This is a genomic window from Paenibacillus whitsoniae, assembly GCF_003955665.1.
Classification (GTDB): domain Bacteria; phylum Bacillota; class Bacilli; order Paenibacillales; family NBRC-103111; genus Paenibacillus_E; species Paenibacillus_E whitsoniae.
Genome location: NZ_RXHU01000015.1, coordinates 444,658 through 467,396, shown reverse-complemented (window position 1 = coordinate 467,396; position 22,739 = coordinate 444,658). Strand labels below are relative to the sequence as shown.

The following is a 22,739-nucleotide window of genomic DNA, read 5'->3' as shown; positions in this document are numbered from 1 at the left end:
CGACGGAGCAAGGGTTCAAGGATGCCATAGTTGGTATGGAACCGACGGGTCATTACTGGCTAAACCTAGCCCATTTTCTTAAAGAAGAGCAAGTAAAATACGGCGTAGTGAACCCATTACACGTGAAGAAAAGTAAAGAATTAGATGACAATTCCCCAACAAAGAATGACATCAAGGACGCAAAAGTGATTGCACAGTTGGTCAAAGACGGGAGATACGCTGTACCGAGCCTTCATCAAGGTGTTTATGCCGAACTGAGAGAAGCCATGAAAATTCGCGAGCACCTAACAACTGACCTTTGTGTTGTGCAAGCACGTGTCCATAACTGGATAGATCGGTATTTTCCAGAGTTTCTGACGGTATTTAAGGATTGGGAGTGCAAGTCTGCTATCCAAATGCTAAGCCTAAATCTACTGCCGCATGAGCTTGTTTCTGTGCCAGACGAGACGTTGCTGCAACATTTAAGAGAGGCTGCAAAGCGCGGGCTTGGTCTAGGTAGAATACAGAATCTGAAGGCAGCAGCCGGCCGTTCTGTTGGCATCAGGCAAGGCTCCGAGTTGGCTAAAATGGAGTTAAAGCTACTGCTGACACAGTACGAATGGCTTCAGAACAAACTTGAGGAACTGGAAGCAAAGCTGGATGAACTGCTATTGCAGATCCCTCATGTAAAGCAAGTGTTGGCCATAAAAGGGATTGGCCGGGATACCATCGCTGGCTTTCTAGCTGAGATAGGGGACATTGGCCAGTACCGACATCCAAAGCAGATCACGAAGCTCGCTGGACTGAACTTGAAAACAAATTCATCCGGCACACATACAGGACAAACCAGAATAACAAAGAGAGGCAGGAAACGGCTTCGTGCCTTGCTCTTTAGAGTGATGATGCCGCTAGTCGCTAAAAATTCAGCCTTTCGAACCCTGCACGAGTACTATACCAAACGGCCTGTGAATCCATTAAAAAAGATGCAGTCTCTCATTGCGTTATGTAACAAACTCATACAAGAAAAGATGATCCAGGATATCCCTCGATTTACGGAGATACCACAAGCAGCTTAAATTTCGTTTTATATGATGATGACCTAGACATAGCAAGATAACAAGAAGCACGGATGAGTCGGAAAGGCACTATCCTTACGGACGAAGATCCTGTCGGGCAGCATATCTGACCTCCACCTCATGGACAGGTTGAATGAAGGAATGTGGGAGCGTAGACTCTGCGAGATGTGGGAGGGTTGACCACCATGAGCTTATGTGGAGATCCAAAGGTGCAACCATACATTACCATACCATCCGTTTTTTACAACAGGTGGTTTATGTAGAGAGTCTTTTGTCCCTCGGCATATCCATAAATTTCTTCCTCTACAACTTCATACCATTGAATGTTATCTGCTAAAAAGTATTTAAAGGTCAAAAGCTGAGAAAACGAGAGTATTTGAGAGCAAAGCGTTTCTCCATAGAGGGAGTTTAATGGCAAGGGAATAGTGATGTGGAACTAGAATTACTAATTAACTGTAAACAATGGCGAAATCTATTGATTTTGATATGAGGAGAAAATTAATGATTGAATATCGCGGAGTTGAAATTTTGTTTGAACATGGATATATTCGGACAAATGGACTTTATAAAATGATTGATAAAGAATTTATTATATCCATTAAAAAAAAGGTTATATGATGAGTATGTAGAGCTAATCAGATATTTAATTAATTGCGTAATTGATGATAAGCCATCAATTAAGCCTGACCAAACTATTGCATACCATTCTTGGTTGGTAAAATGTTATGAACTTTCTGAACTTTATTATGAGATATTGGAAGTCCAAAGCAATGGTGAAGGTCTTGGAGAAGGTGCTGACTATGCAATTAAAGTAGTCCAAGAACAAAAACAAGAATGTCAGAAATACGAGTCAACTCCGAAATTTCCAATTTTTAATCAAATGATAGTTATTTCTAATATTGTGTACGAAGGACTAGCGGTCGATGCAGTGAGATATCTTTCACCAGAGCATATGTCTGGGTGGTGGCTTACAACTGACCTGTATGACGATAACGTGGAATCTTTGATGACGGTTCATTATCACCATGTAGCATTTATAAGACCAGAGCTAATCAAATATTTCGCTTTACCTTATGGATATAGATTTAATATCACAGGGAAAGAACAAGATGTTTGGTTCGATGAAAATGCAATAAAATAAACTTCTTGTGCCTCAGAGCTGGTCCATTACGCTCCCTCGATATGATTCAGTTTCCTCACTCAGGCTCATGAATTCGCAGGATTTCTAAGTTGAAGAGAAGAAGAGAAGAAGAAGGAGGAGTTGGAGTGCCCAAGGTGAAGCTTGTAAGCATGTAATACTTGGGTGGTGCCAACACTGGTATGGACTTCCTGGGCGATGTCTACAACAACGACCAGATGATGAACGATAATGTTTTCTATGAGTTGAGTTTGTTTGTCCTGTGCCTTAAACTTTATGATAGAGCGACCTCTTAGATGGGCTTTTTGAGGCTATGACCTCGTGCGTAACCCCATCTTACTGAGTCGCTCGTTTTTGTTCAAACGCCAAATTTTTCGTTTTACAGGAATTCTAACGAGGAACATTAGTTAAATGGGACGGTAAGCAATAGTTTGTAAAAAGCACTTCAAAACTTATTTGTAATTCAGGTGTTTCACTCCAAAACACAACTTCAAAACTTAATTTGTCAATCGATTTTATAAGAAAAGCCAGCAAACCCTTGAGTTTGCTGGCTTCTTGCACTTCAAAACTTATTTGTCACCCAACAGCGGTTGTTGGAGGACAAATAAGTCTTGAAGTAACAAATAAAGTCTTGAAGTAACAAATTAAGTTTTGAAGTGGTATGAATTGATATAAAGCTGGCGAGGATATTAGCCGTAAATTAAAAAACAAGCGAGATCCCAAAAACCGGATTCCAGCTTGTTTTTTATTTCCGGCTGCTCAACTGAATTTTCCTAAATTCATTCGGGCTAATCTTTTCTAATTGTTTAAAGACGGTACTAAAATAATTCGCATCTTCAAAACCGGTCAAAGTGGCAATTTCCTTAATCTGCATCTGTGGATGATTGTGTAAGAGCAGCTCTTTGCTCTTTTTTATGCGAACGGAATTAATATATTGAAAGATTCGGACATTGATTGTCTTTTTAAAAATGGTACATAAATGCTGGGGGGTAACGCCCGTCAGCTCAGCCATGGACTCCAGAGCAAGCGGTTGATTGTAGTTCTGTTCAATGTAATCCAATAAAGGTTTAAGTTTGTGAGTCAGAAGGTCGGCACTCTGATTAGGCTGAACGGAAGCATATTGGATAATATCGGTCAGCAAGGCGTAGATGACGCTTGAGCATTGGATCCCTTTCATCGGCCTATCGGACTGTTGAATGTCCAGTGCTTGCTGAATTCTCGAAATAAATATGTCGGGTCGGATCACATAAAACGCTCCAGAGTTTTGAATTTCCGCCATATATCGAAGAAAAGGCTCCACTTGGCGACCGTCGAAGACGATCCAGTCTACGATCCATGAAGGACTTAATGCATAGTACTCATGAGGCTCATTTTTCAATAGAAGCATGGCCATGCCTTCTTTCACCCGGAACGTTTTGCCTGCAGTCCGTAACTCCCCTTCACCTTCCATACACTGAATCCATTGGTAAAAGTATCCCTTCTCGCGCACGATATGTTCCTGCTTCCAACCTGATCCCACATCAACTAAATAATAGGGAAGCAATCTATCCGATTCCGTTATAATGGGAATTTGTCTTCTCACAAAAGATACCACCTTAATATTTTTGTGCTTATCTTAAAATAATTAGATTGTTTTAAAGTTGCTACGGATTTTATAATTTGAATATAACAAAGCTTGTACCTATAAGCAATGAAAGGACGGTATCAAAATGAGCCGAAAAGAGACCCTCATGATGAGCGGTTGGGAGTTTACTTTAAAAGAGCCAGAGGATCAGAACTTTGCGCCTGTGCATTTGCCACATGACTGGGCAATCGCAGCGCCGATCAACATGAACATGAAGCAGGGGGCACCTCAGGGATTCCGAGAACGATGGGGAATTGGTTGGTACAGAAAAAATCTTGTTTTGGACAGCATGAAAAAAGGGTATGTGTATCACTTGCAATTTGACGGTGTGTATGAAAACTGTACGGTATGGGTGAACGGGAACGAAGTCGGCGGGCGAAAATATGGGTACTCCAGATTTACGCTGGATATTACCCATGCGATTCAAGAAGGAGATAATCAGATCCTTGTAAAGGTGGATAACACTTCTTTCCCGGCAGATCGGTGGTATTCTGGAGCGGGCATTTACCGAAATGTCAAATTGCTGGAGCTACATCACAATCATCTGAAACCGGGAGACATTCAAGTGAAATCCGTGTTGGAGGGAAGTACGGGTGTCGTTATGATACGAACAGGGACATCTTCGTTGGTAACAGCAACGATCACGGATGGAACCGTTCGTCTAACAGGCACATCAGAGGATGGCGTCATTCGTATAGAGATTCCGAACGTTAAGCGTTGGAGTCCGGAACAACCTAATTTGTATCAAGTCGATTTGTCCCTTTATGAGGGGAATCAAGTGGTAGATGGGTATCGCTTGCGAATCGGTGTTCGAGAGATCGAGATGATACCCGGGAAAGGGATGTTTCTCAACGGCAACTTGACTAAGATTAAGGGATTTTGCATTCATCAGGATGCGGGTTGTCTGGGCGTAGCTGTTCCAGCGGAAATTTGGAAAGATCGACTGCTCAAATTCAAAGCGATGGGATGTAATGCTATTCGTCCATCTCACCATATGCCTGCTGCTGAACTCCTAGATCTGTGTGATGAAATCGGGCTGCTTGTGTATGAAGAAGCGTTTGATAAATGGACGGGCGGCTCCTACCGCAGATATTTTGAGACGGAATGGCAAGCAGACTTGGAAGCGATGGTGAAGAGAGATCGTAATCATCCTTGTATTTTCATGTGGGGCGTAGGAAATGAGGTTGAAAATCAAGCGCAAGCGTCCATGCTTAGCATTCTAAAAATGCTGAAAGAACATCTGCTTACTTTGGACGACACCAGACCGGTTTCTTATGCGATGAATCCTCACTTTAAATACGAGAGCGAAGTGGATTTATCCAAAATCAAAGATATTCAGCAGTTCGTAGACGAAGTGAGTGATACAGAGATCTATGATAAGTATGAACGAGTGGAGCGGATTGCCCGAATTGCGGAGATTGTGGATGTCATTAGCTGCAATTATCAAGAACAATGGTATCCCCTTATCCATGAGGCTGTTCCGAATAAATTAATACTGGGAACCGAGACGTTTCAATATTTCCGCGGACATCCGGATCAGATGCAAAATTTTTCGGATGAAAATCCATGGCTCGATGTGGAAAAGCTTGATTACGTCATCGGCGGCATGCTCTGGACGGGTATTGATTATCTCGGTGAGTCGATGGGGTACCCTGCCAAAGGGTGGGCAGGTTCATTGTTCTCCACGAACAATGAACGTAAGCCGATTTCTTATCTGTATGAAAGTTATTGGACAGATAAGCCGATGGTGTACTTGGCCGTCATGGATTATTCCTTGCAGGATGAAGGGGCAAAAGAGCATTGGGATGCCCCTAGGTATGCGAGCCATTGGAACTTTCCTCAATTTAATAAGACGGTCATTCCTTATATGATTGCCACGAACTGTGAAGAAGTGACGATTGATCTGAACGGCAAACAGTTTCATGTCAAGGAGCCGAGTTCCTATCCGAACCGCATGATTACAGGCTTTCTGCCTTATCAGCCGGGGACGATTAAAGTCAGAGGCTTTAAAGACAAGCATGAAGTGTGCAGCTATGTGTTGAAAACAGCAGGGCCAGCCGTTAAACTTGGCTTCGTTGAAGAAGTCGTCCATCTGGCGGCAAAAGAAGGCTATCAAAAATTATTCACGGTTCGTGCCATGGATGCAGACGGCGTATCGGTGTTCCGCGAGAGCGCCAAAGTCTCCTTTCAGGTGACGGGGCCGGCGGAGATCGTGGCTGTCGATAATGGGGATCTGTGTTCAAGCGAGCCCTACGATCGTAACTGGATGCACATGTATCGGGGCTGTGTCAGCACGGTCATCCGACTGACCGGTGAAGCTGGGCGTGTCGTGGTAACCGCGCATTCAGAAGGGATGTATTCGGCTCAGCTCGTCATGAGTGTAAATTAGCTTTATGTAAAGGAAGGTCTAAAGGATGGAATTTGGCTACGCAATTAAAACCGACTTATGTGGTACGTATGATATGGAGCAAGGATATGGCTTCTCCCTTCCGCTGATGCGCTCCAAAGTGGAGGATATGCGAGATTCCTGGCCAGGCGATTATTTTATCCCTGCGGTCCCAACACTTCTCATGGATGTTCCGAACGGGAACTATCGTGTTACGCTTACGATCGGCTCTCCGAATCGACAAGCGGTAACGACGGTGAAGGAGGGACTCGGTCGATTAAGACTGTACGAGTTGAAGACTGAAGCAGGGGTTGTTGTGAAAAAGTCGTTTGCCGTTCATGTTGCCGACGGGCAGTTAAAGCTAGCTTTTAGCGGCGAGGCGCCTAGTGTCCAGCAGGTAGAAGTGATGCGGCTGGCGAGTTTGCCAACGCTCTTTCTCGCGGGGGATTCGACGGTCACGGACCAGCCTTCCTTTCATTATCCGTATACAGGTTGGGGGCAAACCATCGGTTTATTTCTGAGCGACGGCTTAGCGATCGCGAATCATGCCTGCTCCGGCAGAAGCAGTAAAAGCTTCATTCAAGAAAGTCGCTTAAGCCGGATCGCTAAGAAGCTTCGCGGCGGCGATTTCCTGGTCATCCAATTCGCTCATAATGATGAGAAAGAGAGTGATATCGGTACGGAGCCTTTTACCACCTATCCCACGTATTTAAAGCAATATCTCGATCTTGCCAGGGATACAGGGGCGTATCCGCTGCTGGTTGCGCCTATGCATCGCCGCTTCTTTGAGGAGGACGGCACGATTCGAAACACACACGGCGATTATATCGAGGCGATGCGCCAGCTTGCGGAACAAGAGGGCATACCGTTCATCGATCTGGCTGCCAGAAGTAAAGAGTACTTTGAGGAGCTTGGCGAAGAGCGCACGAAGCAAGTGTTTCTTTGGACGGAAGCGGGACAATATGAGTATCTGCCGGAGGGTACGCAAGATAATACGCATTTTACCGAGCCGGGTGCGGTCGAAATTGCCAGATTAATTGTCAGTGAGATCGAGGGTAAAGGGATTGAACCTTTACAGCGTCATTTGCTGCCGGGCGCGGAAGCTTTGGTTGCAAGCAGAATTGAATAGCATTACGCAAAAACGAACTTAACGCAAGCCACTCTGATTCGGGGTGGCTTTTTTTTATGTAGAAAATTATCGAGTTTTTTCCTAATTGTTATCGAGTTTTTACATTGAGTTCCGTTCTAATTTTCGCTAACGTAATATCAAATGTGTTTAGAGAGATCGATATTTTCCGTTTGAAACCGTTTCAACTTGGGTTAAGCTAAAAAGAGAAACTGAAATATAGGCGTTTCTTTTTTCGAATACGTTGTAGGTTATAGGGAGGGGCGTCGTGACTATGGAGAGGTTCAATAATCATCTGAACTTCAAAAACATGAAGATTAAGTATCGATTGATGAGTGTCATGATGCTGTTGATTATATGTTTTTGTATCGTTGTTGTGATTTGTTTGCAATATGTCTTTAAAGCGTATGATGAAATGTTGTACAGTCAGTCGGCAGGGGCCATTAACAATTCCATAGGTGACATTGAGACTGAACTCCAAAGCATTGAAGCGTTTACCTTGAGTATTTCGACCGATGCACGGATACAGCAGCAACTCAGCAAAGCCAAAGAAATAACTAACGAGTACGACAGGGCACAGATACTACAGGACTTTAAAAATAAAATATTTACAAGCATGCTGACTGACAAATATATTTCGTCGATCCGTTTTGTTAATGAAAGTGGCTACGATATGATGGTGAATCAGTCTGCACAGGTACCAGACGAAAATAAGAAAAATGAAGCGGTTGTTAAAGCCAAGGAAGGCAAAGGGGCCAACGTTTGGATTGAACCCGATAATATGAACGCTTACTTGTTGTCTGCACGGGAAATCCGGTCTATCGGCGTTGATATGTTGGCTCCATTAGGCACGTTAATCGTTCAATTGAATTTGGATTCTCTAATTCAGAATCATTTATCCATAACCAAAGATAAAGTAACTCTTGCTATTTGGAAAGGTAATCAACCGATTTATACACCTGACCTTAAGTTTCAACCAAGCACCGCAATGCTCGCCTCCAAACAAGGGTATCTGACTGAAAAAATAGAGGGATCGAGTTACTTTATCGCCTACACGACATCCCGTGTTACAGGATGGACGTACTATAATCTTATTTCCTACAACAATATTTTTAAGAAAAAAAATGATTTGCGCTTCGCCCTTCTTGTGGTCGTGCTCCTTTCGTTGCTTACAGTTATTGCGATTAGCTACCGAGTAGCGAGAGGGATAACGAAGCCAATTGAAAATTTATCGATGCAAATGAAGCAGGCGGAGAAAGGCGATTTCGGAGAGATTGTTTTAGAGGAGACCGATCGGTCTGATGAAGTCGGATATTTGCAAAGGCGTTTTCTTATCATGATTCAGAGAATCGAGGCGTTGATTGAAGAGAATTATACAAGGCAAATTATGCTGAAGGATACGGAGTTTAGGGCATTGCAAGCTCAAATTAACCCCCATTTTTTGTATAATACGTTGACTTCGATCAACTGGATAGCAAGGGTCGGCGGTCAGCACAAGATCTCCACGATGGTCGAATCACTTAGCCGTCTGCTTCGTAACGCCATGAACAATCAAGTTGAAGTGATTACTCTAGGTGAGGAAATCGGATTGTTACAAGATTATATGAACATTCAAAAGGTAAGATATGAAAGCGAACTCCAATTTAATCTAAGTGTAGATGAGCGTTTCTATTCATATCAAATCCCTAAAATGTTACTCCAACCTATTGTTGAAAATGCAATTAAGCATGGTTTGGAAAACATGCTTGAAAGCTGCACAATAACCGTTGAAGCCGCGGAAACGACAGAGATAATTGAAGTGTCTGTTTCAGACAATGGCCCTGGGATGGAGGAGGAGTTCCTGGAACGATTGCGAGCATTTGAAATTACATCAAAAGGAACAGGAATTGGATTGAAAAATATTAATGAGCGACTAAAGCTAATGTATGGAGAACAGGCGGGACTACGCTTCAAAAGTACGGTTGGACTTGGCACATGCGTTACGGTGAGTATTCCAAAAGAGGGGGAGAACCATGCATAAAGTTCTAATCGTCGACGACGAGAAGCTATCCAGAGACAGTATAGCTCAATTAATAAGTTGGTCCGAACATGATCTAGCTTTGGTTGGTGCTGCAAAAAATGGATTTGAGGCACTAGAACTTTTCGAAGCAGAGCGACCGGACATCATCATCACGGACATAAAAATGCCTATTATGAATGGGCTTGAATTAATTCGTAAAATTCAAGAAAAGCAGGAGCATGCCGTTGTATTTGTTGTGTTATCTGGCTATGACGATTATGCATATATGAGTGAAGCAATGAGAAGTGGCCTTAAGCATTATTTACTCAAACCATGTAATGAAGTTCAAATATTGGAAGTTTTGACAGAAATCAAAAAAGAAATTGAACAGGAACATGAAAAACAGAATTTTATAACAAAGCTTCACCATCATTATAAGAAGATGCTACCACATGTTAAAGAGCAGTTTCTTCGGGATATTGCCCTAACGGGAGCGTATAATCAGCGGGATTTTGATGAGTTTATGGAAATGTTACACACTAATATTCAGACATTTCAGCTCGTGCTAGTACAATTTAGCGACTCATGTGGGTACTTACAAAGATTTGCATTAAAAAACATAGCAGAGGATCTCTTCACATCTGAAGGACTAATTTTAAGCACTGTGGTAGAAGAAAGTGTTTTATTGCTAATACCTTCAATGGACTTCCAGAAATTAATTGCCATTCTCAATCGGATGAGTGAGATTTATAAATCCTATTATCATCTAGAGCTCTTTATTGGTGTAAGTACTGATGGAGGATTTAAGGATATTCGTGGCATGTATAAAGAGGTTCAAGGGTATTTGAGGCACCGTTTTTACTTTACAGAGGGATGTATAATTACACGTGAAGATGTACAAGACGGCGTTGGTTCCTCTAGACAGGAGGACTTTTCAGCTTCATTTGAGGAAATTACAATGTCTGTTAAAGCGGGAGACGTAAAGGCAGCAGAGGAAAGACTGAGAGAATTATTTCAGATATTTGAAATTCGTCGAATGGAAATCAATGAGGTCATCGCCTACTGCATGGAGCTTTATTTAATAATTATTCGAAAGGGACAGCTGCCCCCAGCCCCGGAGCAGCTCGCTCAGGTAGTTCGTTTCCAAGAATTCAGTAGCTTACAAGAAACGTTTGAGTATCTAAAATCAGTTATGGGAACAATTGCAACGACTAATCAAGATGCTTCTTCATCAAAGCACCATCGTATGGTTGCTTCCGTATTGCAAATTGTTGAAGAGCACTTATCCAATCCAGATCTAACTCTCACTTGGATTGGAAAAGAGTTGCTTTATATTAATGTTGACTATTTGGGGAGACTCTTTACTAAAGAGATGGGCGTGAAGTTCTCGCAATATGTAATTGACCGACGGATGGAATTGGCAAAACACCTAATTGAACAGACATCAGATTTTAAAATATATGAAATTTCAACAATGACGGGCTTCCGTGAGGAGACCCAGTATTTTGGAAAGGTATTTAAGAAATATACCGGTATGACACCTTCGGAATATAAACGGAGTTACGAAGAAAGAAGATCCCGCGGCATCGAATGATGTTAGAAAATGTAGATTTTCTACGGGGAAGTTCTCGAGTTATTTCATTGTTCGTTTATGCCATGGTTAGTATGATGTAAATAAGACGATGATAGCTCGCAGGGCCCAAGAGCAGGTCATAGTCTTTCAACGGACACATACAGAAGGGGTAATGAGAATGAAAAAAAGATGGATAGCTCCCGTGGCGGCAAGCGTCGTTGTCGCTTTAGGATTAGTCGGATGTTCAAGTGGTAATAAGGACACGACAACTACCTCTACTCAAACTCCGGCAGCAGCAGCTTCTGCTCAACCGGATAAAAATGCAACACTTCGTGTGTTCTGGTGGGGGACTCAACCTCGGCATGATGCTACAAATAAGGTTCTGGATTTATACAAAAGTAGTCATCCAAACATTACGTTCCAACCTGAATTCCAAGCTTTTGACGGTTATTTCCAAAAGATGACACTTCAGGCAGCCACCAATAATATGCCAGATGTGTTCCAGTACTTTGTAGGTTCGGCGGATACTATGCAATTCATTGAGAAAAATCAGGTTGCTCCGATCGATGATCTTATTGCAAAAGGATTAATCGATGTTAGTGGTATTAGTGAAAGTGCTCTAACAGCAGGAAAAATTAATGGCAAAACTTATGGTATTCCATTGGGAGTTAGTGCAAAAGCCATGGTTATCGACCCTGAAGCCTACCAGAAAGCGGGTCTTACGGTTCCAGAAAACGGGTATGCCACATGGGAAGACCTTGGTAAAGACCTCGTGAAGCTGAAAGCAGTAACGGGTTCGTACGGTGGGGATGACTTTATGACCTTGAACGACGTTTTCCCTTATTATGCGAGACAGTTCGGTCAGGTTCAATATGCAGACAAAACTGGAATCGGATTTGAAGAAAAAACATACGTAGACTTCTATACCATGAAGAAGTCGTTGATGAAGGACGGCTTAATTCCACCAGTAGACGTTGTTGTATCCATCAAATCGCCGGAAGAATCTATGCTGGCGAAGAAAAAGTCGGCAATCAGTTTCTTATACTCCAACCAGTTGCCTAATATCACAAAAGCGGCTGGAAGACAGCTGAAACTGATACCGCTTCCAGGTCCGAATGCAGCCAAAGGTGCGGCTCTCCCGGCATCGGCGCAATTTAGCATTGCTGCGAATTCTCAAAATAAAGAAGAAGCAGCGAAGTTTATCAGCTATTTTGTCAATAACGTGGATGCTAACAAAATTCTGAATGCAGAGCGCGGGATGCCGGCGGTTGCAAAGGTCAGAGAAGGTATTAAAGAAGGATTTGCGCCAGAACAGAAGGCGGTAGCAGAGTATATCGATAAGATCGCTAAAGCAAGCTCTCCAATTGATCCGCCGGTACCAAACGGATCCACTGAGATTTTCAACTTGATGAAGGATTTAGAGCAACAAATTTTATATGATAAGATAACGCCTCAACAAGGCTATGCAACATTGAAAGTTGAAGCTGCTAAAATCATTGAAAAGAACAAGAAATAATAGTGAAACGCGGGAACGTTCGGAGAAATCCAATGCTCCCGCTATTTATAGGTAGGTGATAGTGGCAATGGGAACCATACAAAAACGATATGAAAATTCGGTAGGATATACGTTTATCCTTCCATGGATCATCGGATTCTTAGCATTTACCCTAATTCCAATGGGGTGCCTTATTTATTTCTCTTTTACTAAATACGATCTATTGTCCGCCCCAAAGTGGATTGGGCTGGATAACTACCTTACCATTTTTAAAAGTGATGGAAAGTTCTTGCAATCTTTGAAGGTTACACTGATCTATGTGTTTATTGGGACACCTTTGCGTTTGGCTGTAGCTCTAGCGATAGCAATGTTGTTGAACACGAAACATCGTCTCATTGGAGTGTACAGAACTGTGTTCTACATTCCTTCAATTATTGGCGGAAGTGTAGCCGTTGCTGTCATGTGGGGATTGCTCTTCTCACGTACAGGGGCAATTAACTCCCTGATCGGTGTACTGTTTGGCAGAACACCAGATATTTCGTGGGTCGGCGATCCGAGCACGGCATTAGGCTCTCTTGTTTTACTTAGTATGTGGCAGTTCGGGTCTTCCATGGTCATTTTCTTGGCAGGCCTTAAGAATATTCCTGCATCTTATTATGAAGCAGCTGTTATGGATGGTGCAGGAGGTTTTCAACGATTTATTAGAGTGACAATGCCAATGCTAAGCCCTGTATTGTTTTTTAATCTAATCATGCAGACGATTGGTGGATTTATGACCTTTGCTCAGGGGCTTATTATTACGAACGGCGGCCCGCTAGATAAAACATTATTTTATCAATTATATGTCTACCGGCAGGGGTTTGAACTATTTCACATGGGATATGCTGCAGCACTATCTTGCATTTTGCTAGTCATTGTGGCAATCCTTACATCAATTATTTTTAAAACCTCCAATTCGTGGGTTCATTATGAGTCAAAGGGGTAAAAGATATGGTTAAATACAGAAACTCAAGTTTTCAAAGTGTAGGGTTCCACGTGTTATGCACTTTGATTGCGCTGCTTGCTATGTACCCCTTGCTTTGGATGCTCGCAAGTTCGTTTAAGGAGCCTGAGAAGGTGTTTGTCGATGCCCATTCCTTGATTCCGCAGGTTTGGAATTTCTCAAACTTTGCCCGTGGATGGCAGGGTTTTGCAGGCATTACCTTCGCAACTTTTTATAAGAATACGATCATTGTTGTTCTGCTTTCTACTGCTGGCATGATTGCTTCATGTTCTTGGATTGCGTATGGATTTGCTCGAATTCCTTTTCGTTTTAAAAAGTTTTGGTTTGCAACAGTTATGATAACATTATTACTCCCAAGTCAAATTATTTTAATTCCTCAATACATTATCTTTTACAAAATGCACTGGGTGAATACAATTTTACCTCTAGTCGTGCCAAGTTTCTTTGGTTCAGCCTTCTTTATTTTTTTGATTATGCAATTTATCCGTACAATTCCGGATGAACTGGATGAATCGGCGAAAATCGACGGCTGCAGCAGGTTCGCTGTTTTCTTTAGAATCGTGCTGCCTTTGATTGTCCCGGCTATTGTAACAACGGCTATCTTTCAGTTTTATTGGAGCTGGGAGAACTTCTTTGACGCAATGATTTATTTGGGTAGACCTAAAATGTATACGTTAGGCGTTGCGTTACGGATGTTTTCAGATCCAACTTCACACACGGATTGGTCCGGTATGTTTGCCATGGCAAGTCTCTCCATACTTCCACCTATTGCTGTATTTTTTATCTTCCAACGCTACATTGTGGACGGAATTAGTACAACGGGATTAAAAGGTTGAATGTTGTAGGAAGAAACTAGTGGCTCAACCATGAACAGCATGGTTGTGAATAAATACATGAGAAGCACCGCCTATTCCCAGTGAAAGACGGTGCTTCTTTTTGTTAATACAAGGAATATGCCTTTTATTGGCCGAGAGTAGGTAAAAATAATCGCATACATTAAATCATAAACAAGAGAGGTTGAGACTTGGTAATGAAAAATATAAATCAAATGCCAATAGATCTGATGGTAGCACCTGCAACTTTGGCCACTGATAGTCTAACTTTAGTATGGGACAAGCCTTTAGATTATGCGAACATTATTGGTTATGCTGTGTTTCAGGATGAGGTAAGAATTGCAATAACCAAACCCAATCAAACTCATTTTTCATTAAGAGGATTAAGCGAAGATACAATTTATCAATTTCGTATTCAAGCTGTAAGCGCGTACGACAATCCCTCAACTCCCAATTTAACTGTAAGAACGAAGCCAGCATGCACTATCATTGATGTAACAAAGTCCCCCTACTGTGCAGATGCTTCTGGGGAGAGCATAAGCACCATTACCGTGCAAAAAGCGATTGATGATTGCCCAGCAGGTGGGACGGTTTTCATTCCAAAAGGTGCAATTGTTCTTACAGGTACTCTCGAGCTTAAAAGTGAAATGACCCTTCACGTAGATGGAATGTTAAAAGGGAGCCTTGATCCAAATGACTATATCGTACCGAAAGAGCGCAGACAAAGTTATAAAGGTATGGTAAATGAAGATGGACTAATCCTAACGAGGTATGAAGGCTGGGAGATGTATTGTTACCGTAGCTTGATTAATGCAGGCCACTTAAATCCCGAAAACCGTTTGATAGAAACCTGTGAGAATATAAGAATTTGTGGTGATGGTACGATTTACGGTGGCGGAAACGAACTGGGGACCGCCATGAAACAATTATATGCAGACAAAGAAAAGTATCCTGAATATGTTTCGGACGGCATGGGGGGGGAGACGCATACGCGGTCGACTGCTTGGTTTTATCCAGTGCAAGAACGTACACCTTACCGGTATCAATATTGAAAATCCTTCATGTTGGACTGTCCACATGATTTACTGCGATACGGTTACTACACATGGTGTCAGTATTAAGTCGAGAGGCATTGATAATGGTGATGGGTGGGATCCGGATTCCTCTAGAAATCTGATGATCTTTGACACAACCTTTGACACTGGTGATGATTGTATTGCCATAAAATCAGGCAAAAACCCTGATGGCAATCGGGTTAATATTCCTACTGAGAATGTTCGAATATTTGATTTGAACATGCTTGGCGGCCATGGAATGGCGATTGGTAGCGAGCAATCAGGTGGAGTGAAAGGCGTCTATATGCGAGACTGCGTTATTCAAAACACGAAATATGGGCTGGAACTAAAAGCACATAATTCAAGAGGTGGCTATATTGAGGATTTACTAATGGTAGATTGTGTAATCGACAGATTTATGGCACATAGTGTTACTTATAATGCAGATGGAATTCCTGCCCCCACGTTACCATACTTTAAGGGGATCACAATAAAAAATACGGTTATTGATGGTGCTGGGAGAGCGGTGGAGCTTATTGGATTTACCCATGATGGGGAAGAGCATGTGAAAGACTACTATGTACAAGATGTTCTTTTGGAAAATATAATCCTTGGCAATGAAAACGATGATATCAAAGAGATATTTTTAAAAGCATGTAATCAAATTACGTTCAAAAATGTAAGACTACGTAATGGGAAAAAAACTACTTATACGACAAACAAAGATACAGTGTTTGGCGTTCAAATAATTGATTAGTAGGGCTAAAACCATTTGAACTAGAAGTAACAAGCCGATGTAACCACTGATTATAGCGGCTTGTTCTTTATATTTTCGGTGTAACTATAAAAAGTCGATTTTGTTCCAATCTCTTCTCGAGTTTTTACATTGTTAAGAGATATCTTGTAAAGTACGATAATTGTGAATTAAAAGAATTTAAAAAGGAGGCTGCGGAGTTTACGAAATGATTTTTTTTGCAGCTAGATCGACACTCATGATATTACTTTGAGGAGGTAAGTATTACATGTTTAGAAAACTGCTAACGATGTCATGCATGCTAGTATGCTCTATGTCACTACTCTCGGGTATTTCATCATTACCTGAAACTGCAAGTGCGGCGACCCCGATCTCTACCTTGGATACGACAACTTATGAAAAACCGACCCTCGTTGCTGACGGAAAGCCGTTTTTCTTCAACGGTATCCAAATTAGGGATGATAAGATTTTAACTCGATTCAATTATAATGATGCCCAGATGCAAAATGTGTATCAACTTGCGGCTGATAATGGTTTTACTGTGGCAAATTCGCAGATTTTGTGGTCTATGGTCCAACCGGATCAGCAGTTTTCTGCAACCGCTTCCACATATATTTCAGGGGGCACAAATGCAAGTACGAATTTCTCGACTAGTAGTTCTGTTAAAGCGAAGTATGATGCTGCAAATACAAGCAATCAGGCGTTAACATACTTGAAATTTGATTTTTCCACTTTGTTGGGCACCTCTGCAGATGCCGCGAAAATTAGAATTTATGTGAATAGTATGGATACTGGTACTGCAAATTTACATCTCTACGGCATTACAGATGACTCTTGGAATGCATCTACAATGACATGGAACAACGGGGCTCCAAACCACAGCGGGTATAATGTTACAGGAACTTTAGGGACGGACCTTTTTGATTTAGGCGTTACGCCTTCGTACGACCCTGTGAATCAGGTAGCTTTCTACGATTTTGACGTAACTGACTTTATTAATAACCATGCATTTGGAGATGGTAAAAAAGCATCATTCATTCTGCAAACGGATACAACAAATAACATTGGCGTAACGATGGATGGAGCAGCAGGGACAACCGCTCCACCTAAACTTGTGATATCCAGGGCAAATGCATGGGATTATTCCTGGGTAGATAAGGTGATCGGATTTGCCGAGAACGCTAAATTAAAACTTGAATTAATGTGGTTTGGTTCTGATACAACGAAGCAGACGATTGATAGCCGAGTACCTTACTACGTCATTCGAAACTATACAAAAATGCAGACGAGTGACGGAAGAAGCTTGATTAGCAAAACAGCGGGATATACCAATGAAGGTGTATATATCTTCCGTATGTCCAAAAATGATCCAAATTTAAGGGCACAAGAGTATACTGCCTTGAAAAATCTTTTCGATCATGTAGCTGTGTATAATACCGCTCATGGTAATAAGAAAACCGTTATAGGTGCAGATATAAGTAATGAACCAGGAAATGATATTGGTGATGCTCGTTCTTACGATGCTTATAGTAATGCTGACTACACCGCGGGTGGATATACATCGCATACTGCATTCGAGGCTGATTCTTACTGGACTTGGGTACAAAACTTAGGTGCAGCTGTAAAACAATCTAATTATCCAGTATGGACGAGAATTAACTTCCATACATTCCAGGTGGGCTTCGTTAACAGAAATGAAGATACAAAGGCTGCAGGGGGCACCTCATATGTCGATTTTGTAGGGTATGATCCCTATATTGGGACTACCGATGAAGGGTACCGATATGGGCTAGGATTGTGGCCTGATTCAAATTATTTGCCATATAACTACGGACAAAATTATCCGATGATTATGGAAACATCAGCTGCACGTTCGAATTCTGATTATCTGAATCTCGCTACGATTGCCGGAGGCTCGGCATATAATCTTTACAACATGATGGCTAATGACGGTAACGACATGTATAACAATGGTACGAACAATGTACCGGTAGCGAATAACACGAATATTGCTGCAATTAAAAATACGAATATTTGGCTGAAGTCATTAGGTTACGATCTTGCTACTAAAAAACCGGACAGTGCTGGCGGCACAAAACTGAAATTCTTTAATGAACGTGGAGGTACTTCTGCGAATATTACGAAGAAGCTTCGTGGTATGGACGTGAACTACACGACAAGCAATCAAGGTGTCGGTATTGCAGTTGAGGAAAGCGACAAATCCATCGCTCTAGCTAGTAAAACCGCTTCGACTTTTACTTTGAAAAATGCCCTCGCCTATGGTCCGGTTACGATGACGACAGGTTCTTTCGATGTGGATAACAATTGGATTTCTCAAGGTTCCAAGACATTTACAACAAGTGGTGATGATGTCGTTGTAAGTATGAATGCTTACGAAACAATTCTGGTACAGACGACAAAGACTATTCCTATTTTAAACACGACGTATGCTTTGAATGATAACTTTAATAGCCAAGCTACAGGTGCGGCACCATCAGGCTGGACGACATCCGGATCTATAGGAGGTTCAGTTACGATTACAGAAAAACCGGGGCTCCTCGATAAGAGCTTCCGTATTAATCGTACTGCCACAACATCCGGCCAGTCTTATGCATCAAAATCATTCGCCCCTTTGAATGGTATTATAAAGCTAAAGGCTAGAACACGGTTCAATGCAACTTCATCTTGGTTCGGAGCTCCATTTGTTTTTGACAGCCAAGGGAATACGCTGATCGCCATTGCCTTTGATGCATCTGGAAATATCGTCTATAAAAATTCTTCCGGTGCATGGACAACGCTTCAAACTTATTCAAGCAGAGCCTGGTATGATCTTGACATGACTCTTAATACTTATACAGATACTTATGATTTATATATCAATGGTGTCAAGATGTTGAGTCAGGCGCCTTTCGTTACACCAGTATCCAACATTGCCAAAGTACAGTTCTACACAGAAAATGCAGCTGGAGTGGCTGATTTTGATAGCATCAAAGTGTATCAAGAAACAGCCCCAGTTCGCTATGAAGGCGAATTCACATCTGTTACTGCAAACGGTACGACAATCAGTAATGTCAATGACTCGGCAGCAAGCGGCGGAGGATATAGCCAAACAGCAAGCTCGTCAACTACAGGAAATTGGGTAGAATACACCCTTAATGTTCCTGTAGATGGCGTATATAACGTCAACTTCGGGTACAAGAAAAATACAAACAGAGGTACCGTCCAATTAGCCGTCGATGGAGTAAACCAAGGCAGCGCGGTTGATGAGTATTCTGCTTCTGCAGCCTACAGTGCATCTGATCTCGGTAATGTGATGCTATCGGCAGGGAACCATACGTTCCGCTTCACGGTGACCGGTATGAATACATCGAGCAGCAGCTATTCAGCAACATTTGATTACATTGAATTGATGCCGCAAGTAGTAACGAGCATTGTTGCACGCTCTGAAGGTGAGGCTACTTCTAATACAACTAGTGGAGTGACAGTAAGCAATATAACGGGTGACTCAGTTGCAAGCGGAGGAGGTTATCTCCAAACCAGTAACTCTACAGCGGTTGGCGACTGGGTGGAATTCACAATCAACGTCCCTGTAGCCGGTACTTATAACGTTGACTTTGGGTACAAGAAAAATACGAATAGAGGTATTACACAGCTTACAGTCGATGGTGTTAATTTGGGGAGTACAGTAGATCAGTACTCAAGTCCAGCTGCCTACTCGGCGACAGATTTAGGCAATGTTACCTTGTCGGCTGGGAACCATCTATTCCGATTTACAGTTACCGGTAAGAACTCATCGAGTAGTAATTACAACTTTACAGTAGATTATCTTGAACTTACACTCAATTAATTTGGTTGATATTTCAAATGAACTAGGCCCATGCATTTGCATGGGGCTGTTCATTTATTCGGTTGTATTGCTTATAAGTTCGCGAATTTCTACACCTTACTAATCGGATTTATACATTGTTTACCAATACAGGTATGGTTACGATATGAAATGTAAGTTGAAGTTAATCCTTGCGAAGGGGGGCTAGCCGAACTTTTTAAATTGATATAGCCAGATCATTTAAAACAAACGAATGGAGGATTGCTAATTGTTTAACTTAAAAAGAGTAGGCTTAATAAGTTGTATTGTGCTGGTTCTTACAGGGACATTGGCTTTGTCTGCAATTGCTAGTGATGCACCTATACGGTTTGAGGGTGAGAACACTACTTCTATTAATAGTGGTGTTACGACTACAAACGTGACAGATCCAGCTGCAAGCGGTGGAGGTTATTTTCAAACTGTAGCTTCCACTACACAAGGAAGTTGGGTAGAATTCACTGTTAGCGTGCCTTCAACAGGTGTCTATAACTTGGATTTCGGTTATAAGAAAAATTACGTTCGGGGAACAACACAGCTAACAATTGATGGTCTGCCCCAAGGGGGATCCGTAGATCAGTATGCAAGCTCAGCTTCCTATACGGAGTCCGACTTAGGAAATGTTGTTTTGTCTAGTGGTAATCATAAGTTTCGTTTCAATGTTATTGGAAAAAATGCTTCCAGTACGAGTTATAATTTTACAGTTGACTACCTTCAATTGACATTACTGTCTACTCGGTTTGAAGGAGAAAACTCTGCCTTCACAACCAGTGGTGTCACAACCAGCCTAGTAAGCGATGCAGCAGCAAGCGGTGGCGGCTATTTTCAGACAGGTTCTTCTACAACCACTGGCAGTTGGGTAGAATATACGTTGAATGTACCTGCTACTGGTGTATACAATGTAAATTTTGGATATAAGAAAAACTATGTAAGAGGGACAACACAATTAGCAATCGATGGTGTAAATCAAGGAATAGCCGTCGATCAGTATGCAAATACTGCATCATATGTTTCAACTAATTTAGGAAATGTTACATTATCCAGTGGTAACCACACTTTTCGGTTTACAGTCACAGGTAAAAATACGTCAAGTACAAGTTATAACTTTACAATTGACTATCTTGAACTGATGCCGAATTTTGGGCCTGCTGTTGATCCATCACTGATGAGTAATGTAAGCGGGACCAATCCTATTAATTTTCTAAGTGATTTAGCCCCAGGAAATTATGACATTACTCTAATATTGGGGGATAACGCTTCTGCCGGTTCGACAAACGTGCAAGCAGAAGCAAGGCGAACGATGCTTGGGACAGTAGCAACCGAGGCAGGCAAATTGTCTCTACAAAATTTTACAGTTAATGTAAGGGAACCTGAAGGGCAGCCGACTGGAGGGTCAAATGGTGAAGGAACACCTGGGCTAAATTTTAGTTTATCTGGAATACCGAAGCTTAATGGTATTGGCATCTCTCCAGCCCAGAATCCAAGTATGATTTACTTAGCAGGGGACTCAACGATGAGCGACTGGTTAAGTAATCCGACGACAGGTTGGGGACAGATGCTTCCGCAATATTTTAAAATTGGAACAAGTATTGCTAATTATGCAGATCCTGGTGAAAGTACTGTTAGCTATTTAAGTGATAATGCACTGTTTAACAATTTAATTTCACATGTAAACACAAATGATTATGTTCTTATCCAATTCGGACATAACGACAAAACGACGACCAAAGCAAGTTATCAAGCTAATTTAAAGACCATGATTACACAGATTAAGGCCAAGGGAGCAGTTCCTGTTTTAATAACACCCGTGGTGAGAAGACTATTTAATGAAGACAATCTAACTTTGAGTTCTACTGCCCTTCATATCAATGAGATTGGCGTTGATCTTCCTGCTGCTATGAAAGAGGTAGCTAGTACAAATAACGTTCAGTTAATTGACTTAACTGCAAAAAGTAAATTGCTTATAGAATCCCTTGGTGTCGAAGCATCAAAACCAATTTATCTTACAGTAGAAAAGGATGATAATACACATTTTAGTAAATATGGTGCGAATGAAATTGCAAAACTGGTTTTACAAGGAATGAAAGAGCTGAATTTACCTCAAGTAGCGAATTTGAGATAGAGATATAAATTAAACTAACACAGACCCAGCTAATTTGAACCATTAAAAGGAGTAAATGTATTGCGTGTATCCGTTACAAACACCCTGGCGAATCAATATGATGGTAAGTCTCTCCCATCTGGTTTAATCGGACCAGTTGGTCTATTTGGTCGGAAAAAAGTAAGAGAATAACTGTTGGAGGAAAGTCAACGTAGGGGCGGCGTATATGTTTGCCACGCTATTTATACACAAAGGATAATTCCACAACGTTGGGTGAAATGGGTCTAGAATCTTTCTTTAGAAAGATAGGGGCGGGGTATATTTGAAACCTTAGAAATTGATGTGGACGGTTGTAAGTAGTACTTCAGAACTTATTTGTAATTTAGATTTTTTGACCGAAAACACCACTTCAAATCTTTATTTGTAAATCGATTTTATTAGAAAAGCCAGCAAACCCTTGTGTTTGCTGGCTTCTTGCACTTCAAAACCTATTTGTCACCCAACAGCGGCCAAAAGTATTGGGTGACAAATAAGTTTTGAAGTAGACAATAAAGTCTTGAAGTAGACAAATAAAGTCTTGAAGTTTTAGAAAATGACCTGTGCGGTGAGATTGTATAGTAGCAAGAGATATTTAGTCAGTAGTTGCGTTCACTCCATTGGGTGAACGCATTTTGCGCGGAATTGTATTTCTGATAATTCCCTACTGGTTATTTTTTATCGTCGACTGCATCTCAA

14 protein-coding genes are annotated in these 22,739 nt (G+C 41.6%); 13 read left to right on the top strand and 1 reads right to left on the bottom strand.

The window, feature by feature from the left end; genetic code table 11:
- Both EJQ19_RS06425 and EJQ19_RS32160 read left to right on the top strand, forming a co-directional pair.
- The coding region (locus EJQ19_RS06425; RefSeq protein WP_126140355.1) for an IS110 family RNA-guided transposase at nucleotides 1-1,055 on the top strand (1,055 nt) is incomplete at its 5' end.
- Between the two features lie 574 nt (nucleotides 1,056-1,629).
- Entirely contained in the window at nucleotides 1,630-2,196 is a 567-nt protein-coding gene (locus EJQ19_RS32160) for an immunity protein Imm33 domain-containing protein (protein WP_206438373.1), read from the top strand.
- Between the two features lie 742 nt (nucleotides 2,197-2,938).
- Here the strand turns inward: EJQ19_RS32160 and EJQ19_RS06415 are convergent.
- Complete coding sequence (locus EJQ19_RS06415) at nucleotides 2,939-3,775, bottom strand: AraC family transcriptional regulator (protein WP_126140354.1); 837 nt, start codon at nucleotides 3,773-3,775, stop codon at nucleotides 2,939-2,941.
- A 127-nt stretch (nucleotides 3,776-3,902) separates the two neighbouring features.
- On the opposite strand from EJQ19_RS06415, the gene EJQ19_RS06410 reads away from it, so the two are divergent.
- The 11 genes from EJQ19_RS06410 (at nucleotide 3,903) to EJQ19_RS06365 (ending at nucleotide 22,025) form a co-directional block, all read left to right on the top strand.
- Nucleotides 3,903-6,206 carry a glycoside hydrolase family 2 TIM barrel-domain containing protein gene (locus EJQ19_RS06410; protein ID WP_126140353.1) on the top strand — a complete coding sequence of 768 codons (2,304 nt, stop codon included), beginning with the start codon at nucleotides 3,903-3,905 and terminating at the stop codon, nucleotides 6,204-6,206.
- Nucleotides 6,207-6,231: 25 nt separating this feature from the next.
- A complete protein-coding gene (locus tag EJQ19_RS06405) occupies nucleotides 6,232-7,332 on the top strand; it encodes a rhamnogalacturonan acetylesterase (protein ID WP_126140352.1) in 1,101 nt (366 codons plus the stop codon).
- A gap of 271 nt (nucleotides 7,333-7,603) precedes the next feature.
- Nucleotides 7,604-9,349: a cache domain-containing sensor histidine kinase gene (locus tag EJQ19_RS06400; protein ID WP_126140351.1), complete on the top strand. Its 1,746-nt coding sequence runs from the start codon at nucleotides 7,604-7,606 to the stop codon at nucleotides 9,347-9,349.
- On the top strand, nucleotides 9,342-10,922 hold the full coding sequence (locus tag EJQ19_RS06395) for a response regulator transcription factor (protein WP_126140350.1): 1,581 nt from the start codon (nucleotides 9,342-9,344) through the stop codon (nucleotides 10,920-10,922). Before EJQ19_RS06400 ends, EJQ19_RS06395 begins: the two co-directional genes overlap by 8 nt.
- 157 nt (nucleotides 10,923-11,079) lie before the next feature.
- Nucleotides 11,080-12,417: an ABC transporter substrate-binding protein gene (locus EJQ19_RS06390; protein WP_164716356.1), complete on the top strand. Its 1,338-nt coding sequence runs from the start codon at nucleotides 11,080-11,082 to the stop codon at nucleotides 12,415-12,417.
- Nucleotides 12,418-12,484: 67 nt separating this feature from the next.
- Complete coding sequence (locus EJQ19_RS06385) at nucleotides 12,485-13,381, top strand: carbohydrate ABC transporter permease (RefSeq protein WP_126140348.1); 897 nt, start codon at nucleotides 12,485-12,487, stop codon at nucleotides 13,379-13,381.
- A gap of 131 nt (nucleotides 13,382-13,512) precedes the next feature.
- A complete protein-coding gene (locus EJQ19_RS06380; RefSeq protein WP_241242758.1) occupies nucleotides 13,513-14,235 on the top strand; it encodes a carbohydrate ABC transporter permease in 723 nt (240 codons plus the stop codon).
- 194 nt (nucleotides 14,236-14,429) lie between these two features.
- Nucleotides 14,430-15,284 carry a fibronectin type III domain-containing protein gene (locus tag EJQ19_RS32410; protein WP_338143323.1) on the top strand — a complete coding sequence of 285 codons (855 nt, stop codon included), beginning with the start codon at nucleotides 14,430-14,432 and terminating at the stop codon, nucleotides 15,282-15,284.
- Nucleotides 15,190-16,044 (top strand): glycoside hydrolase family 28 protein, encoded by an 855-nt coding sequence (locus EJQ19_RS06375; RefSeq protein WP_241242764.1) that lies wholly within the window; start codon nucleotides 15,190-15,192, stop codon nucleotides 16,042-16,044. Before EJQ19_RS32410 ends, EJQ19_RS06375 begins: the two co-directional genes overlap by 95 nt.
- 265 nt (nucleotides 16,045-16,309) lie before the next feature.
- Nucleotides 16,310-19,888 (top strand): CBM96 family carbohydrate-binding protein, encoded by a 3,579-nt coding sequence (locus EJQ19_RS06370; protein ID WP_126140345.1) that lies wholly within the window; start codon nucleotides 16,310-16,312, stop codon nucleotides 19,886-19,888.
- 247 nt (nucleotides 19,889-20,135) lie between these two features.
- Nucleotides 20,136-22,025, top strand: a complete 1,890-nt coding sequence (locus tag EJQ19_RS06365; RefSeq protein ID WP_126140344.1) for a GDSL-type esterase/lipase family protein — start codon at nucleotides 20,136-20,138, stop codon at nucleotides 22,023-22,025.
- Nucleotides 22,026-22,739 lie beyond the last annotated feature (714 nt).

What these genes read in the sequence shown, in the direction of transcription:
- EJQ19_RS06370 (WP_126140345.1), top strand. Translation starts at nt 16,310, where the DNA reads ATGTTTAGAAAACTGCTAACGATGTCATGCATGCTAGTATGCTCTATG.
- EJQ19_RS06385 (WP_126140348.1), top strand. Translation starts at nt 12,485, where the DNA reads ATGGGAACCATACAAAAACGATATGAAAATTCGGTAGGATATACGTTT.
- EJQ19_RS06410 (WP_126140353.1), top strand. Translation starts at nt 3,903, where the DNA reads ATGAGCCGAAAAGAGACCCTCATGATGAGCGGTTGGGAGTTTACTTTA.
- EJQ19_RS06390 (WP_164716356.1), top strand. Translation starts at nt 11,080, where the DNA reads ATGAAAAAAAGATGGATAGCTCCCGTGGCGGCAAGCGTCGTTGTCGCT.
- EJQ19_RS06400 (WP_126140351.1), top strand. Translation starts at nt 7,604, where the DNA reads ATGGAGAGGTTCAATAATCATCTGAACTTCAAAAACATGAAGATTAAG.
- EJQ19_RS06375 (WP_241242764.1), top strand. Translation starts at nt 15,190, where the DNA reads ATGTTTCGGACGGCATGGGGGGGGAGACGCATACGCGGTCGACTGCTT.
- EJQ19_RS32410 (WP_338143323.1), top strand. Translation starts at nt 14,430, where the DNA reads ATGAAAAATATAAATCAAATGCCAATAGATCTGATGGTAGCACCTGCA.
- EJQ19_RS06405 (WP_126140352.1), top strand. Translation starts at nt 6,232, where the DNA reads ATGGAATTTGGCTACGCAATTAAAACCGACTTATGTGGTACGTATGAT.
- EJQ19_RS06395 (WP_126140350.1), top strand. Translation starts at nt 9,342, where the DNA reads ATGCATAAAGTTCTAATCGTCGACGACGAGAAGCTATCCAGAGACAGT.